The 18168-nt window shown below is 39.9% G+C and carries 15 protein-coding genes; 3 read left to right on the top strand and 12 right to left on the bottom strand.

All coding sequences use genetic code 11. The features are described from left to right. Nucleotides 1-9: 9 nt before the first annotated feature. The 3 genes from EDD59_RS16095 to EDD59_RS16085 are packed head-to-tail and all read right to left on the bottom strand — an operon-like array spanning nucleotide 10 to nucleotide 3202. Entirely contained in the window at nucleotides 10-900 is an 891-nt protein-coding gene (locus tag EDD59_RS16095; RefSeq protein WP_132383739.1) for a carbohydrate ABC transporter permease, read from the bottom strand. Between the two features lie 31 nt (nucleotides 901-931). Then, nucleotides 932-1918, bottom strand: coding sequence for a sugar phosphate isomerase/epimerase family protein (locus EDD59_RS16090; protein ID WP_132383737.1), 987 nt, complete (start codon nucleotides 1916-1918; stop codon nucleotides 932-934). Between the two features lie 21 nt (nucleotides 1919-1939). Beyond that, on the bottom strand, nucleotides 1940-3202 hold the full coding sequence (locus EDD59_RS16085; RefSeq protein WP_132383735.1) for an MFS transporter: 1263 nt from the start codon (nucleotides 3200-3202) through the stop codon (nucleotides 1940-1942). Nucleotides 3203-3388: 186 nt separating this feature from the next. Between EDD59_RS16085 and EDD59_RS16080 the strand changes: the two genes are divergently transcribed. From EDD59_RS16080 to EDD59_RS16070, 3 genes are all read left to right on the top strand, one after another. Then, nucleotides 3389-5152, top strand: coding sequence for a sensor histidine kinase (locus tag EDD59_RS16080; RefSeq protein ID WP_132383733.1), 1764 nt, complete (start codon nucleotides 3389-3391; stop codon nucleotides 5150-5152). 17 nt (nucleotides 5153-5169) lie between these two features. After that, nucleotides 5170-6669 carry a response regulator transcription factor gene (locus EDD59_RS16075; protein ID WP_165920976.1) on the top strand — a complete coding sequence of 500 codons (1500 nt, stop codon included), beginning with the start codon at nucleotides 5170-5172 and terminating at the stop codon, nucleotides 6667-6669. Nucleotides 6670-6883: 214 nt separating this feature from the next. Further along, complete coding sequence (locus tag EDD59_RS16070; protein ID WP_330572198.1) at nucleotides 6884-7372, top strand: aldose epimerase family protein; 489 nt, start codon at nucleotides 6884-6886, stop codon at nucleotides 7370-7372. A gap of 87 nt (nucleotides 7373-7459) precedes the next feature. On the opposite strand, the gene EDD59_RS16065 is transcribed toward EDD59_RS16070, so the two are convergent. The 9 genes from EDD59_RS16065 to EDD59_RS16025 form a co-directional block, all read right to left on the bottom strand. Then, nucleotides 7460-8416 carry a substrate-binding domain-containing protein gene (locus tag EDD59_RS16065; protein WP_132383727.1) on the bottom strand — a complete coding sequence of 319 codons (957 nt, stop codon included), beginning with the start codon at nucleotides 8414-8416 and terminating at the stop codon, nucleotides 7460-7462. A 35-nt stretch (nucleotides 8417-8451) separates the two neighbouring features. Beyond that, a complete protein-coding gene (locus EDD59_RS16060; protein ID WP_132383725.1) occupies nucleotides 8452-9456 on the bottom strand; it encodes an ABC transporter permease in 1005 nt (334 codons plus the stop codon). Between the two features lie 15 nt (nucleotides 9457-9471). Further along, nucleotides 9472-10983, bottom strand: a complete 1512-nt coding sequence (locus tag EDD59_RS16055) for a sugar ABC transporter ATP-binding protein (RefSeq protein ID WP_132383759.1) — start codon at nucleotides 10981-10983, stop codon at nucleotides 9472-9474. A gap of 135 nt (nucleotides 10984-11118) precedes the next feature. Continuing rightward, nucleotides 11119-12594, bottom strand: a complete 1476-nt coding sequence (locus tag EDD59_RS16050) for an ATP-binding cassette domain-containing protein (RefSeq protein WP_132383723.1) — start codon at nucleotides 12592-12594, stop codon at nucleotides 11119-11121. Next, the gene (locus EDD59_RS16045; RefSeq protein WP_243117465.1) at nucleotides 12569-13615 is read right to left on the bottom strand and encodes a sensor histidine kinase; all 1047 of its coding nucleotides are present in this window, start codon (nucleotides 13613-13615) and stop codon (nucleotides 12569-12571) included. The genes EDD59_RS16050 and EDD59_RS16045 overlap by 26 nt, the downstream gene beginning before the upstream one ends. A gap of 21 nt (nucleotides 13616-13636) precedes the next feature. Continuing rightward, nucleotides 13637-15247 carry a response regulator transcription factor gene (locus EDD59_RS16040; protein WP_132383721.1) on the bottom strand — a complete coding sequence of 537 codons (1611 nt, stop codon included), beginning with the start codon at nucleotides 15245-15247 and terminating at the stop codon, nucleotides 13637-13639. Nucleotides 15248-15264: 17 nt separating this feature from the next. Continuing rightward, nucleotides 15265-15951 (bottom strand): D-lyxose/D-mannose family sugar isomerase, encoded by a 687-nt coding sequence (locus EDD59_RS16035; protein WP_132383719.1) that lies wholly within the window; start codon nucleotides 15949-15951, stop codon nucleotides 15265-15267. 30 nt (nucleotides 15952-15981) lie between these two features. Next, a complete protein-coding gene (locus EDD59_RS16030; protein ID WP_132383717.1) occupies nucleotides 15982-17118 on the bottom strand; it encodes an ROK family protein in 1137 nt (378 codons plus the stop codon). Continuing rightward, nucleotides 17115-18053: a class II fructose-bisphosphate aldolase gene (locus EDD59_RS16025; protein ID WP_132383715.1), complete on the bottom strand. Its 939-nt coding sequence runs from the start codon at nucleotides 18051-18053 to the stop codon at nucleotides 17115-17117. The genes EDD59_RS16030 and EDD59_RS16025 overlap by 4 nt, the downstream gene beginning before the upstream one ends. Between the last annotated feature and the right edge of the window lie 115 nt (nucleotides 18054-18168).

The raw sequence follows: 18168 nt of genomic DNA, 5'->3' as shown, positions 1-18168 counted from the left end.
CTCCCCTCCTCATTCATAATATATATATTTTTTGGATATTTTCGTCTCCGCCAATGACAGTATAACTGTTATGAGAACAAGTATCACGGCAACCGCCGAAGCTTTTCCGGTGTGAAAGGATTCAAAGGCCTCCTGGTAATAGTAATACAGCAAAGTTCTTGTGGAGCCTGCAGGTCCTCCCTGTGTCAACACCTGTATCTGATCATATGCCTGCAAAGAATTTATTGTGGTGATAATCATCAAGAAAAAGGTTGTAGGAGAAATCATAGGCAACGTAATTTTTAAAAACTTTTTAACCTTTCCTGCACCGTCAATGGCCGCCGCTTCAAGGAGATTACCGGGGACTTTTTGCAAAGCTTCCAGATAAAAGAGTAAGGTCCAGCCGACTTGTTTCCATACAGTTACAATAATTACAGACAGCATTGCCGTATCTCTGCTCTGAATCCACTTTAAACCATGTATTCCCAAAAAGCTCAGAACGTAATTCAGGATGCCGACTCTTGGCTCAAAAATCCACGACCATACAATACTTACTGCCACCATGGGAGTAATATAGGGTGCAAACATAACCATCCGATATATACGTGTTCCTTTTCTGGCGCTGCTTAAAGCAAGCGCAGCAAGGAGCCCCAACACAATTGTGGGAATCACACTCCCCAGTGCAAAGACAAGCGTGTTCCGCAGGACGGCCATAAAATCACTCTGGCCAATTAGGCTTTTATAGTTGTTAAGGCCCACAAAATGGATTTCAGGCGACATCATATCCCAATCAGTAAGACTCAGCCACAGGGAATATAAAACCGGCCCAACCCAAAATACAAGCAACGGCAGCAGCGCCGGCAAAAGGAAGAAAAAACCTGTCATGGACTCTTTAAATCGACGGGTACCTTTTCCTTTCATTCTATTCTGCCGGCTCTTCTTCCTTCTATTATTATAATAACTCTTTTTCATTTAAAACCATCTGATGGAACTTCAGTGCTCTTTCATGGCAATCTGACAATAGATCCAGCTCCTCTTTTTCTGACTCAAATGACTGATTATATTTTAATCCTATTTCGAAATCAGCAGGCATCTCCAGCGGAGCGCGGGCCACCCAATATGCAATTTTCTGCCAGTCCAGTACACCGGTAAAAGGCACCCTGTGTGCATCAGCTTGAACCACAGCAACATCATCATCTAATTTTTCTCTGGGAACAGAGTCTGTGTCCTGGAGATGTGTAACACATAAACGGTCATGATATTTTTCCAGATATAAATAGTAATTATCCTGACACATAATGCTTGCATGTCCGGAGTCATAACAAAGCCCCAGAAAATCAAAATCATAGCGCTGGAAAAGTCTCTCAAACTTATCCAGCTCATATTCCACCGGTGTAAACAACAGGTTTTCTAATGCTATTTTCACACCTGCTGCTTTTGCATATGGCTGTACTTCATCGAAAGACTTACATACCTGCTTATAATAATCTTCCATATCACTGCTGCTTCTTCGAAACATCCCAAATGGAAGCTGCATATGAAGTACCATCGCTTTTGCGCCTATATGACTGCACAAATCAATCCTGTTTTTAATCAGATCAACACCTGCCAGCCTAAGGTATTCATTCGGGTTAGTGTAATCTTTTCTAATTCTGGTACATCTTTCTCGTACATGAGGAACCTTGTGTCCTTGTGCATCGAAAAGATCCCTTTGCCCCCCTTCAGTGGCATGAATCGTGTGTGCTTTGATGCCATAATAAGATAAGATATCCCGCGCCTGGAACATTTCACTCTTGCTATAAAGATATTCTCCTTCCCAGTCATGAATCCACTGCGTATGAGTAAAGCCGGCCTTGGCAATGTGCTCTACCTGATGTTCAATGGCATTCCAATCGTGAAGATCATTATTGTAATCAGTATTTACGGACGTTGTTAACATAATCTGCACCTCAATTCTCTTTTACTTTTTTAAAGATAACGTATATTTATTATTGTTTCGTCTTAAAATAATTACAAGTATTAAACCAACAATTGACAAAATTCCTGTCAGTATGAATAAAATGTTATATCCCGTAATGCCGGGGTTCTTATCTAGAATTGTACCGGCAGCAGTATATCCATATATCTCCGGAGAATACCCCACAATAGAAATTATCCCGGACGCAGTTCCTGCCAGCTTCTTTGAAATATGTATTTCATCAATTGGTGCAAAATACAAAGCCTTAACAGCCAGCAGAAATAAACCATGTAAAATAAAGTTACCTACTACAACCCACAGCATGCTGCGGTTTACTGGAATCAGAAGATATAAAAAAGAGAAAACCGTCATGCCTATAAAGCCATACTGCATAAAGCGGATTACACTTTTCATCTTATCTGCCATAAGTCCTCCTATTAACGAACCTATCAGCATAAGTGCATATGAGCGGAAAACTCCCAGCAGTGCTGTGGCAGAACTGCTCATAGAATAAATCTCTGTAAAATAGGGAGTAAGGTAACCAAACAACATAACCGCTCCATAGTTACAGGCTACAATAAGCCCACACAGCCAGACACGGGGAATCTTTATTACAGTTTTAAAATCTTTCCATGAGACTGAACTAGATTCTCCTGAATCATCTGTTTCCAATTTAGGGTCATGGACAAAAAGAATTACAAGCACTCCAGCAATCATAAGCATTACACTATAAAAAACAATAGCTCCAGAAAGACCCTTAATATCACTGGCAAATTTGGCAAATACATATACAGAGCCCAACGCTACCAAGGTACCTACAAGACCACGCCCCCCTTCCAAAAAACCAAACAATTTGCCCTGTTCATTTTCATCACCCAGGTTATTCGTAATCTTAACCATAGACGCCCAAAATGTAAATACCGTCGTAATCCCAAATAAGCAGTGAATAAGTAACAATGATGAATAGCCTGGCAGAGTTGAATACCACAGGCCTACGATACCCGTACCGAAACAGGAAATTATAATAAGTTTCTTTGGCGAAACCTTGTCTGCCAACATTCCCCCTGGAAAATAACAGACAAAATTCATTAGCCCATACATTGTAAGCAACATGCCCAACTGAGCTTTCGTGGAACCTGTTGCCTGCTCAAGTGTTGAATAATAGGTATCCTTCAGATAAGGTAACTTTGTAATAATACCCCCAACCAAAGCCACTACAAACAAAGTGACCCAGCGCTCAACTTTGGCCGATTTAAATTTAATCATGCCCTTTACTCCTCCTTTTGTTTTTGTGATAATAACACTTTATTACTTTATTAAGCATAACATTAGATAAGTGCAGAAAACATATCTCTATTAGCGAAACTATATCACTAATTTGGAATAATCATTGGATAGATATATCAAACTTTTTAAATGTGATATACTATCATCTGACCGGAGGACATAGACATGAGGAAATTTTGGAATAAGATTGGCCTATTCAAAAAGTGTGCTTCCATATATGTGGTTTTTATTACTGTTCCCACGCTATTTTTTGCCTTTTTTTTGTACCATACGCAGTCAGAACAATTCTATGATCAAGCAGTTCATGACAGAAAGACAGCTTTGTCACAAATTGCAGATAATGTGGATACAAGCTTCATGGCTGTAGAAGATTTGTCAAATAGTCTCACATACCGGAATTCTCTTGTGTCACTGATATCAAGATCAGACCTCAATGAATACCCGGTATGGGCCAAGCACTCCTCCGAAGAGTTTATGATTAATCTGAAGTATTCTTTAAAATATCAAAATCTTTCAATAACTGACGCCGCAATATTTACAAATAATCCGGACATACCAGAGACAGGAAATTTTTATACCAGAGATAGATTATATGCCTTACCCTTCTATCAGGATTTTCGCAGACAGAATAAAAACTATGATATTTATTTCTTATCAAAAGAGGCGGCTTCAGAATACTTTAGACAGAAAGGGGAAGATAAGGATGCAAAAGGAGCAGTTCTATTATTTGTAAGAAAGATACAACAAGCTTATTACTCCGGATACCAGGGTGTATTAATTCTAGAGGTAAATGCAGATAAATTTCTAGCTTCATTTTCACCCTATATTGGGAAAAATTCCGGATATTACATATTGTTTAAAAATACAAAAGACACATACGGGTGCCTTCCCACTTCAAAGGTTAATTTTACAAATAGGTCAAGCAAAGAATCTGATCTTCTTTTTGAAGAGTCAGAAAAATATCCTGTGATTGTAGTCAGTCAAATAGCTCTGCACAGGAAAATATATTTGGTTTCTGCATTTCGCATGTCACTGTTGTTGATCCTTATGACAGTCATTCAATTGTTCGTCGTTTGGGGAATGATAAAATACATTTTTAAAAAGATCAATATGCAGATTACGGAAATGGACAAAATTGTTATGCATGATTTTTCAGGGAGAATTTCGATAACTGCCAGCAATGAATTGAGCCTTGTCGGGCAGCGTTATAATTTACTTTTGGATAAAATTGACACGTTAATAAATGATATTGTGCAGAAAGAAACAGATATAAAAAATGCACAGATTAAAGCATTACAATATCAAATTAACCCACATTTTATATATAATGTATTGAGTATATTTGCCGGAAACGCAGAACAGTCAGGAAACCCTCTTTTATCAGAATCTATTTCTTATTTCGGGCATTTACTGCGCTATACTATACGGGATACCGGTCTGTATTCAACAGTAGAAGAAGAGCTCGAGAACGCAAAAGCACTGATTAAAGTTTATACTCTTCATTTTACTGACAGCCTCCGGCTAAATATAGAAGTGAAAGAAGAGGTTCTGAAGCAGCCACTGATAAAATTTCTTTTACAGCCAATTATTGAAAACTCTATTATACATGCCTATCCAAGAGAGTATGCAGGTGGGGATATGCAGATAAATATCAGCGTAGAAGTTTTTGATAAAAAAATGATTATTACTATTGCTGATAATGGAATTGGTATGGAAACAGAACACTTATGTAAAGTTCGTGAAAATATTATACATGGAGCCGAAGTTGAACCCGGTGCAAAATCTGACTCCTCATTTATAGGATTGCATAATATCTATAAAAGGCTAAAACTGGTATATGGCGAAAACTCAAATCTGGAAATTATCAGCTTTAAGGGGAAAGGCACAGTAGTGAGCGCAACCTTACCACTGACAAATGAAAGGGAATGATAGGTATGCATTATTCTATGTTGATAGTAGATGACGAATATTATATATGTGAGGGCTTAAAAATCAAGATTCAAAATCTTAGCATTCCGCATATTACTGAAATTCAAACTTGTTACAGCGGAGAGGAGGCTCTTAAGATATGTAAAGATTATAAGCCTCATATTGTCCTGACAGATATAAAAATGGATGATATTGATGGAATTAGTCTCATCCATCAGTTAAAGTCACAATTGCATCCTGTACGCTTTCTAGTATTCAGTGGATATGATGATTATGAATATGTGCGGAACTCCTTTCAGGAAGGTGCTGTAGATTATCTATTAAAACCTGTACTATCAGAACAATTAGATAAAATTTTAAGAGAACAATGTGCATCCCTTGACCAGATTTATATTGGTAACATTTCATCAAGAAGCAGCTCCATTGAGCTCTTTGAAAACCTTTTAAAAACATTGCAATGGAGAGAGGGCGGGCAGGAATATAGACAACTAGCAGAATCTATAGACTCATATCTTCCTTATGAAAATTATCTTTTTTCTCTGATAGCGGGCATCGGGCTGAATATAGAGCAGCGTGACATGATAATGAATCATGTTTATGATTACTTTGACAAATACGAAAATATTGCAGTATTGTGCGGAAAATTAACAGATTGTAAAATTGCAGTTTTGTTAAATCTGGATCATTCAGTGGCAGTGCCTGAAGGATACGGAGAAAATATAATCAACTATGGCCATGAGAAAATAAATGTAGAATTGGCAGTCAGCCTTACAGATATAAAAGCACATCCCCATTTTAAACGCTTGTACCTGGATGCAGAAAACATATTGGCCGAACGCCTTATTCTGGGATATGGAAAAATATTTATGCATAGACAGATTACAACAACTCAGAAGCTTCTTGCCAGTGCACAGAACACGGTTGATCTTTTATTAGAAAACCCAGGGCTTATAGATAAGGATTATTATTGGACGCAACTCTGGAGCTTAATGAAGCAGATGAACATAGGTACTTTGATGAGCTTCTATCAATATCTTACGGGCATCCTTTGGTCAAAATCATCCGATTTTCAATCTGCTGTCAGTCACTGGAACATACCTGGCTTTTATAGCTTTGAATCACTGAAACAATTAGAAATATTTATACAGAAACTATTCCAGACATATGCTTCCTACATTTCTAATCAAAAAATAGAAAGTTCAATTGATCTGATAAAAAAATACATTGATGCACACTTTTCAGAGAATCTAACATTGTCAGATGTTGCCGAACATTTTTTTATTAGTTATTCCTATTTAAGCAAAGTATTTCATGATACATTTGGAATATCGTTTCAATCTTATATTATATCAAAAAGGATGGTTTACGCTGAAAAATTACTTCACAATCCGGATTTATCTATTCAGGAGATCGGCACGGAAGTCGGATATACAAATGTATTTAATTTTTCCCGGGCATTTAAGAACTACTATGGTATGTCGCCAAATCATTACCGTGATTCCAAACACGAACAGTAGTCTCTTCTCTGTGATTCAAGCGACTGCTACACAGGCAGCTCACATTTGTATAGAGTCATCCGAAGAGACTGTTGCAATCTCTAAAAGACGCAAGTGACATGAATATCTTTGGCAGGGCGATGATAAAATCTGGAGCGATACTGCACCAAATCTCTTCCCTTATATCGCCCGCCTATATCAGGGAAGATACCAATTTCAGGGTAAAGACTACGCATTGCCGATTCACGGTTTTCTGAAAAATCGTGTACTGACACTGAAGGATCAGCATAACAGCAGCATAACGCTTTCGCTGTTTGCAGACAGAGACACAAGAGAATATTATCCTATCCGGATTGGATTCGGGCCTAATATACTGCGCAATGGTAAAAATATTCCATTCCCACTTGTTGATAGGAAGTCGCTGCCGCTGGTACACAATCTTTTCGATGATGATGCCATTATCCTGAAGAATATGGCAAAAGAAGTGTCTCTGTTCTCGCCCAACAACAGCACCATGATTACTTTGACTTACCCTGATATGCATTATCTCGGTATCTGGCATCGTCCTCGTACGAGGGCTGAGTATGTCTGCATTGAACCCTGGTCATCGCTTCCGGGACATGAAGATACAATTGAAGATTTAGAAAAACAAAGTGACTTGATTAGTCTTCCGACCGGCAAAAGCTATCATAATGAATGGTCGATCACTGTCACAACTAATTAAAATCCTGCAAAACAACAGGGAAGTGAAATCTTCACTTCCCCGCCTCTCGTCTGGAACCTGCTCCTTCCTAACACTTTTTACAATCTTTTACTGAAAATCTGCCACATTATCTTTGCTGATAACAGAAACTCCGGTGTCCACATCTTTTTCCGTAATTTCTTCGCCATTTATGGCCTTTACTGCCGCTTTCATGCCTTCTGAACCCATCACATCCGGATTTTGGCTCATAACACAGAGCAGAGACCCTTCTTCGACCAGTGACAAAATTGCATCTGATTTATCAAATCCAACTGCAATCACCGAGCCTCCATCACCCTTGACAGCATTTCCGGCACCTACAGTTGAGCCTTCATTAGTTCCGAAAATACCAACACAGCCATCTGTGATATAGTTATCAGCAATGTCCTGTGATTTGGCCGCATCCCCTTCTCCAAACTGAGTTTCAAGCAGTTCATATTTTGAGTCTTCAAATGCCAAGCGAAATCCTTTTTCGCGATCGACCGTCGACTGAGTGGCAGGATTGACACCGATGATGCCAATTTTACCTTCCGTTATTTTGGCTGCTTCCAGCCCTTTGATCAACTCTTCTCCGGCGGTTCTCCCCGCTGCCTCATTGTCAGTTGCAAAAGTGGCTTCGGCCTCGGTGTTTGCCGGTGAATCAACATAAATAATCTTGATACCTTCTCCTTTGGCTTCATCGAGTGCCGAAGTGATGGAATCTGGTCCATTTGCAGCAATCATGATGGCATCAGCCCCATCGGCAACCGCATTATTAATTCTTTCTATCTGCTGAGCATCGTCCTTTTTGTCAGGGGCCATCCATGCATAATCAACCCCAAGCTTGTCGGCTTCTTCCTTTGCTCCCCGATCGACACTTACCCAATGCTGATCGGTACTGTCCATAGTGATAAGAATAACCTTGCTCTTCTTTTCGTCACTCGAATCTCCTGAACTGCTTTCCTCTTTGTCCTTTCCGCCACAGCCTGCTGCCAGTGTTCCTACCAGTGAAACACAGAGTAGGACTGTTAAAAGTTTTTTCTTCATCTCAATACCTCCCTTTTTATATTAAAGCCTTTGCTTTAATTACTCTTTTTGAGTTTCGGTTTACGGCCAGTTCTGATGATGACATCAAGCAGCACTGAAACAACAACTATGACACCGATGACGATATTCCTCATTGCAACAGGAGCACCGGCAAACTGAAGGCCATTCTGTAGTACACCCCATATTGCGGCACCAATGATAGTACCTACCAAAATGCCCTGTCCTCCAAGGGTCGATACCCCGCCGATAACCGAAGCAGCCACTGCGTACATCTCATACATATTCCCGGCATCCATTGTTCCCATACCGGCTGTCGCACAGGTAATAAGACCAACAGTAAAGGCACAGAACGAGCTGACCAGATATGCCTTGACAGTCGTTGCTACAACATTAACACCGGAGAGCCCTGCAGCATCAATATTGCTCCCAACAGCGTAAATATGCCGTCCAGTCCTGGTTTTGCTGAGCAAAAAGTTGAAAACCAGAAACAGCACCAGTGTAATCCAGACTGTATTATAAATCCCCAGAAGCTTTCCATAATAAAAGAAGTCCCGAAACCCTTGTGCGGCTTTGCCAATTGCATCCGTATTGTAGTTATTATTGACGATTTGAGCAATACCTCTGGCGGTCTGCATTGTGCCAAGAGTTGCTATGAATGCCGGCAGATGAAATTGGGCAACCAGAAGACCATTGATAAGCCCAACTGCCAGACATGCAGCCAAAGTAATGAAAACAGCCACAGTGGGAGATATGCCCTTAGTCATCAGGGTCGCCGAAATCATACAGCTCATGCCTAAAACAGAACCAATTGACAGGTCAATATTTCCTGTAATCATGACATAGGATTGGCCAATACCGACTAAAAGAATCGGTGCAATCTGCCGCAGCAAATTTCCTACATTCCTGCCGGAAAAGAAACTTGGGCTAAGTATACCAAAAATGACACACATGATAATCAGTCCGATTGTAACCGTAACTACCTGCCCCATCCCCCGAATGGATAAAAACTTTTTAACAATGCCGTTTTTCTTCTTCTCCATGATACTTTCCCTCACCTATTTGCTCTTTTCCATCTTATTTTCAAATTTAGTTGCATACATCATGATTTTATCCTGGGTAGCCGCTGCCGTCTCCAATTCACCAGTCATCCTCCCATCACACATAATTAGAATGCGGTCACTGACTCCTATAAGTTCCGGCATTTCAGAGGATATAAATACCACGCCGATTCCTTCTTTTTTCAACTGATTCATCAGATTATAAATCTCGACTTTTGCAGCTACGTCGATGCCCCTGGTTGGCTCATCAAAGATAACTACACGTGATTTCCGGGCCAGCCACTTGCCTACGACAACTTTCTGCTGATTTCCACCGGAAAGAGTTGCGGCATTTACTTCTGTGCCAGGTAGTTTTATCTTCAGTTGGTCGACCATGTTATCGGTCATCTCTACTTCCTTTTTCCTTTTCACAACTCCGGCTTTGTTGCAGATGATATCAAGATTCGGAAGACAGATATTATCCTTAATACTCAAATTAACACAAAGTCCATCCTTCTTTCTGTCCTCAGGAACCAATACAATTCCGGCTTTGATAGCATCAATAGGGCGATGAATTTTCAGCTCACGTCCATCCAGAAAAACAGTCCCTGATTCCTTCGGATCTATGCCGAAAATAACACGCGTCGTTTCAGTCCGTCCGGCTCCCATCAGACCGGCAATCCCCAGCGTTTCTCCTTCATATACATCAAAGCTGATATTTCTAACCATCCGCCCTGCATTGAAATTTTCTATTTCCATGATTTTTTTGCCTTTTTTACAGCTAATCCGGGGAAATTTTTCCTTAATTTCACGACCGACCATATAGGAAATGATTTCTTCCATATTGGTATCGGCGAAATTCATCGAAGTTATGTACTTTCCATCGCGCATGATGCTCACACGGTCAACAATGTGCTGCAATTCCTCCAGTCGATGTGAAATATAAACAATCCCGCGGCCTGCCTCTTTTAGTTTACGGATGATAGAAAATAAATCATCGATCTCCTTTGAGGACAGTGCCGAAGTCGGTTCATCCATAATCAAAATCTTGGCATCCATTGACAAGGCTTTTGCAATTTCTACCATCTGCTGTTTTGATACCGGCAGGTCACCAACAATTGTTTTAGGATTAATGTTGATATTAAGCTCATCGAGTATTGCTTTCGCCTTCTTGTTCATTTGTTTCTCGGCCAGGGTTGTGCCCCGACGGATTTCCCGGCCCAAAAAAATGTTTTCGGTAACAGACAGATGAGCACACATGTTAAGTTCTTGATGAATGATAGCTATTCCCAGTTCCTGTGCCTTTTTGGGAGTCAAATCAGTCTGTTCAGCACCAAAAATTTTCACCTCTCCTTCATCTCTTATATACACACCACTTAATACTTTTACCAGAGTAGACTTACCGGCACCATTTTCCCCCAGTAATGCCATGACTTCACCTGCTCTCAAATTGAACGAGACATCATCTAAGGCTTTTACACCTGGAAAAGTTTTGCTTACATGATTCATTTCAACAATATAGTCCTGCACTCTCATCACCTTTTCTACAAAAATTGGTAACAGTTCAGCCCTCAGCACGGCTGAACTGTTACAAAAATTATAGCAATAAAAGTGCAGGATAAACAGGGGGGATACTTCTGAATTGGGGGTGCAGTATTCTGGACTTTACCAGATATTTTCCGGTGTGATTGCATCTTGCTCAAATTTCTGAAATTCGTCGCTTTTGTATTCTCCGGAAACTCTGCCTTTTTTGATTGTAATCAATCGATTGGCTACTATTAAGGTATCCGAAAGATTGACAGTCAAGATAATGATAGTAATATGCTTTTTTGTTAATTCTTTAATCAAATGCAAAATATGAAGTCTTCCATACATATCAGCTTCAGATAGCGGCTGTATCAAAATAACTACTTGTGGATGAAACAGATGAACGCGGTAATAGAGCATATTATATAGCGATGCTTCACTTAATTCCATAATATTTTTCGTATAAATATCCTCACCGGTCCGGGATATGTATTCTTTAATGATACTTTTTTTGATTTTTCTGCCATTCAATAGGTCACTTTTTCTTTCCTTCAGTAAACAACTTAAGTTTTCATAATAGGATTGTTCTTTATATACCATTGATTCGATTGGATTCTTATCGATGAAAGCAATTCCTTCCCGCAAATAATTTTTTCTTCTCTTTTCACTATATTCTCCGTATCCCAAACAAATATGCCCGCCTACTAACGATTTTTTACCCCGCAGGATATCTACAATTTCCTCTGTAACAATATTATCAGTATCCTGTAAAATGACACACTCCCCCCTATAAACAGAAAAGCTGAGATTCTTTATCCGTTCACAAGTCACGCCATCAAACTCCAGCAATACATTTTTCTCCCTTAGGTCCCCAGGCCGTTCAAGATTCTGCCATTTGCTCAAATAAAAAGGCTCTATATTTTCTCGGATAAAGCTCTGCCGCTCCAGCACTTGCAGAATCTGACCATTTTCCATAATCATGACCCGGTCACAGATTTGAAAAACCTCCTCATGATGATTGGAAATATAAAGAACTGCACAGCCCTTATTCACATAGTAATGGAGCAGTTCCTGAAACCTACTGGTTTCTGCTTTGCTAAATAGGTCACTGATATTGTCAATAACAATCAATCTGGTGCCTGCAATAACAGCCTTAATCAGCTCAACCAATTTTCTGTCAAATACTGACAAGTCTTTGACCAGTTCATCTCCCTGCAGATCAATTCCCAGCTCATCAACAAAATGCCGGAATTGCTTTTTCAACATTCCACTGTTAATAACATATTTCTTAAATCCACGGCGAAGCGCAAATATATTATCACAGACGGTCAGGTCTTCCGCCAGGCTGCTCTGTTTTTTTATCACCGAAACTTTATTTCTGCTGCTGCCTTCCCGGTAATAGCAGTTGACAAGCTGCTCGTCAAAATAAACGTAACCATAGTGAATCGGAACATTATCACTCAAAACATCTAAAAGTTCCTTTATTCCCTGATAATTGATAGAAAGAAGGCCAACAATTTCTCCTTTGAATATATGCAGATTAATATCTTTTAAAACGGTTCGCTCTCTATGAACACAAGTCACGTGATCAAACCGTAAAATCTCTTCCTTCAATAGTTCTGTCCTCTCTTACCAGCGGTAATGTGATTTCCACGTCTGTTCCGCCATTTATGACACTATACATATGAAGACCATAGCTTTCTCCGAATAAAAGTTTAATGCGGTTGCTGACATTACTAATAGCAATTCCACCTTTTTGCTCTACTCTCTGTTCAACGTTTTCTACCTTCATACGCTGCAGTCTCTGATTCATTTCTTCCAATTGTTCCGATTCAATTCCAAGGCCATCATCGGAAACGACAATCAGCAATCTTTTCCTTGTCATTTCAATCTTTATCCAAATATGTCCTGTACCCAATTTCCGCTCAATACCATGATAAACTGCATTTTCAACCAAAGGCTGCAGAGTGAGCTTAGGCATCAGGAAATCCATCAACTGTCTTTCTTCACTTTTATCGTATTCAATCTGGAGACTAAGCCTTTCACCGAAGCGGTACCTCTGAATTGTATAGTAGTCCCTGACATTTTTCAGTTCTTCTGCCAACGTCACCAGTCGATCCCCCTTGGAAATCGTATAGCGAAAAAATGTTGCCAGAGATTCTGTCATATTTGCCACACTGTCAAGTCCTACAGCCAGTGTTTCACCCCGAATTCCTTCCAGAGTATTATAAAGGAAATGTGGGTTGATCTGATTTTGCAGGGCAAGATACTCTGCCTGTTTTTTAGATGCGCGAAGAATCTCCTTTTGGTCTATCATCCGCCTCAATTGCTGCATCGCATGCTCCATCTCCGGAGAAATACTATATTCACATTCCTGCAGATTATCAAAGCTATAACCATCGGCGACCAACTCCATAAGATGTTCAAATTTTCCAAAAGGCAGTACAATCCAAAAATGGAAAATTACAGCCATGGCAATAGAAATAATATATAGCATCAAAGCCCAGAGAAACGATACGCCTTTGAAGATAAATAACAAGGTTAACATCACTGATAACAGAAGAAGCATCAGAAATATTAGCAGAAAGAACGCACGGATTCTCCGCGACAGATACTTTTTCTTCACTTTTTTCATCCGTATTTGCCTCCCTGTTTCTTAAGAATACAGCTTTCGATATTGATTCGGACTGACTTCCATCTCTCTTTTAAAAATCTTCTGAAAGTGTTTAAGGTCTGTGTATCCCACCCTCTCACAAATAGCAGCAACACTTAAATTCGTTTCTTTTAGAAGTTCTTTTGCTTTATTCAGCCTTATTTCCAACAGATACTCCATAAAAGTCGTCCCTGTCTCCTTCTTGAACAATGAACTAAAATAAGTTGGATTGAAGCCGGCAATACTACTGACTTCCTCCAGGCTGATTGACCGCATATAGTTCTCATTGATATACTTCTTGGACTCACGTACCGGGCGTGCCGCCTCCTGGCTTTTACGCTCAATAATCTTCTGCAGGATAACAGTAATATTATCATTTAAGCACCGACACATAGAATCCATCGTCGTGCAGTTATCCAACTCTAATTCAAAAACCGAACGGAGCTTCTCGCCATCAACGAAGAGCATGGCATTCTTTTTCAAAGTCAAAATAACGTTTCGGTATACTTCCTTAAGAGTGTTGACAATCTCTCTGCCTCTTATCTGTTGGTACTCACACAGTTCTTTTTCAAAGGTTACTAAAACATGCCCAACCTCCTGTTTGTCAAGAAGTTCAATCCCTCGTTCCAAGTTTTTGTTCATTTTCCCCGTTATGTAGGGAATTTCGGTCGAATAAGGATATTCTCCAATTCCTTCAATGATACGGTCTGTATTCACTCGAATCCGTTCCTCGACTGCTGCCATAGCCTGATTACAGGAAACAGCAATGTCATCCAAGTTTTCCACTGCTCTTCCCATTCCAATCGTAATTTTTATAATTCCGAAAGTTTTCTTCTGAATAATCAGTTCATCAAGCAGGCTCTGGATCTTTTCATTTAATATATCCCGATTCTTATTATCATAATTGTATAACACAAGAAATCTACTGTTTTCATAGTAGATTTCTAAATCAATACACCTATCTTCTAAAATTTTTAAAATAATTTGCGTAACTGCCTTTTCTAAAACATCCGAATCGTTTTTTTCTCCCCGCTTATAGCCATAATCCAACTTAATCATGAGCATTTGAAAATAACCTGGCAGAAAAGTGTAATTGTATCTTTCATTAACTTTATTAAGGCTGCTGATATTTCTTTCCTGTCCTTTTTGAATTTCTTCAATTAGCTTTTTACGCATAATCTTCATACTACTTTCAATCTGCAGTCGATTTTTCTCTTCTCTGGTTATCCGTTCATTGCGAATATCACAATTATGTTTGATTTTGTCCAATGTAGCTGAAAATTCTTCCCGGTTAATCGGCTTCAGCAGGTAATCCTCTACGCCATATTTAATAGCCTTTCTCGCATAATCAAAATCACTGAAGCCACTGATAATGATACACTCGATATCAGGCCGCTCTCGCTTTGCCATTTTAATCAGCTCCAGTCCGCTATAACCCGGCATCTGAATATCAGTAATCATCAGATCTGGCTGCTCATTTCTCACTAACTCAATCGCATCCACACCATTTAGAGCGATTCCTGCCACAACCATTCCTTTCTTTGGCCAATCGATCAAATGATATATTAATTGGCATACCTTGGCTTCATCATCGACGATAATCACTTTCAGCATATTGTCAACATTCTCCTCTATTCTGCACTTCCAGTCTTTGGATATTCATTACACAATAAACGATAAGGCGCTTCATCTTCTTCGATCTCCGGGAATCTTCCCAGTTCTTCATAAAAGCGATTGTCTGTATTATCATCATTGCACATAGAGACTTCACCAATTAAAACATCCCCGGTACCCGGTACAGTGTCGAAATCATGGTACTGATGCGGCCAAATCGTGATACTTTCACCTGGCTTTAGTTCAACACCAGTACCAGCCTTTACATAATAGGAGCGGCCATCAGAATTAACTAGTACATCAGAATCATCAAGAGCACCATCCTTATCATTATAAACATGGATGATCAGCGTGCCACCCCCGCGATTAATGATATCTTCCGATTTTGTCCAATGAAAGTGCATTGGTGAATGCTGTCCTTCATTCAACATTAACAATTTCTCAGCATAGACCTTTTTATACTTGGAATTGTGTTGATTGCCGTTTCGCAGGGTAATAAGGGCAAACCCCAGTTTATCATAATCCCCTTGTCCGAAATCGGTAATATCCCAGCCCAGCATGTTATCACGTATCTCATCGTACTCGGCACCTTTATTCTGCCACTCCCCCGGTGTCCAGGAGCAAAACGGAGGCAGATGAAACCCATTGTCACTGATTAATTTTTCCATGTGTTTGATTACCTTGTTGATTTCAGATCTTTTCATATTGATTCTCCTTCTTTCTTACATATTATTTTAAATTGTAATATTTCCTTTGAAAATGGCATCAATCACGTTGCATGCTGAACCTAACAGTTGTGCTCTTTCACCAAACCCAGACTTTTTAACGGAAATATGGTTATAGTCTCCTGACAGCTTATGAAGATTAATATATTCTTCCATTTCACTCAAGTACCGGCCCGGTATCTGTACACCATCATGGCCCAGAATTATAAGTTCAGGGTTAAGCAGATTGACAACCCCCGTGAGACAGAGAGTCAGTTTATCAATAGCCGAAGAAACAATGACATCAATTGCTCCCGAAGAGGCACTCTCTCTACAACATTCTTCAAAGCTTATCTGCCGTCCGGTCTTTTTTGCCACTTCTTTGACAATCGCCGCAGTGCTGGCATAATTCTCGATACAGCCGGGGATTGAGCAGTCACATTTAGCGCCATTGTAATCGATGGACATATGTCCAAGTTCGCTCCCCAGGCCATTGCTTTGCAGCAGGTGATTCCTCTGATAAATCCCGGCGCCAATTCCATCAGTAACACCTACAAACATAAATGACGAGTACTGCTCGGCAATGCCAAACAACTTTTCTGCTTTAGCGGCTGAATTATATTGATGATCAAGATATACCGGTAACTTATATCGGCTCTCCAGTACATTGGTAATTACTATTTTTGAAATTCCATAAAACCTGGGCGGACTAAGGATTAGCCCTTTCTTTACATCAAGCGGCCCGATTGATGCAACGCCAATGCCACAGATATTCTTTTCCTGCTCCAGTAAATCGTCGATTAAAGAGTAGATCACCTGTAGCCATTTATCGACATTAGTACTTTTAGATAACGTCACTGTTTTTTCAATGATGATTTTCAGATTCATGTCACACAAAATTGCTGAGCAGTATTCACGGGCAATTAGTACACCAATTATTTTCGGAGCTTTCGGCGAAATGCTAAGAAATACTGGGTTTTTCCCCCGTACCTTCTGCTCAATCATTTCGCCTTCAACAACAATATCATTGCTTAGAAATTCATCGATAATATTGGAAACTGACATTTTAGTCAGTTTACTGGCCTTAGCCAACTCCACTCTTGTATTGGCTTTTTCAGTTGCCAAAAGGCGGAGAATTTCCCCACGGTTGGTTCTTCTTATCTTCACTTTATATTTTCCCTCTTTATACCGGATAGCACCTGCTCCACAATACTTCTTATTTCCTGCTCAGAGACATTGTAATCCGTACCGTGCCCATTAGAACCAAATACTTTTATCTTTTTCAGGACTTCCTGCTTGATTGCTTCGATCTCGGCCGGGATCAAATCAATGATGCCCTTATCCATATAGGAGAATTCCCGCAGGGCGGCCTCCACTGCCCGGACATTTATGTCGGTAAAAACATTGATCTTACTGATACCACAGCTGACGGCCCTCTTAAAATCGTCATCGGTAAGCCCCGAGCCACCATGCAAAACCAGAGGTATGGAGATCGTTTTTTCAATTTCACAAATGCGGTTGAAATCAAGTTTTGGAGGCAGCGTATATGTACCATGAGCCGTACCAACGGCAATTGCCAGAGCATCGACACCAGTTTTCTCGACAAAGTCTTTGGCAACTAAAGGATCAGTATAGAAATCCTCCGGGTTCTGCAATTGGCTGCCTCCTTCTGCAGATCCACCATTGTCTCCGACATGTCCTAACTCGGCTTCAATCGTAGCATTATAGCTGTGAGCAATCTGTGCCATCTCTTTGGTCTTACGCACATTTTCTTCGTAACTGTCTAATGAGCAGTCATACATAATTGAGGAAAATCCCAGATCCAGAGCCTCAAGACAAGTTTCCCTGGTCAGGCCATGATCCAAATGTATAACTACAGGGACACTGGCTTTTCTAGCCATCGGAATCAAATAATAAGAGACCTCCTCAAGTGGTCCGTAAGGCAGCAACACTTCTGCCGTGCCCATAATTACAGGTGATTTTTTTTCTTCAGCTGCACAAATGATCCCTCGAGCTAATTCCAGATTAACTGCATTGAATAAGCCTACTGCATATTTTTTCTTTTTTGCCGGTATCAATACATCATTTAAATTTACTAACATTTGTCCTCCTTTTTCCTTTTATAAGTTCTCGGAATTTCCAGCCTTCATTTTTCAAGGCTTTCCATCCCTTTATTTTAAAAATCACCCACCTTTTTTGCCGAAAACACTTGACAAA

The organism is Muricomes intestini (assembly GCF_004346165.1).
Taxonomy (GTDB): Bacteria; Bacillota; Clostridia; order Lachnospirales; family Lachnospiraceae; genus Muricomes; species Muricomes intestini.
Note: the sequence above shows the minus strand (reverse complement) of the source record. Positions and strands in the feature narration are given on the sequence as shown.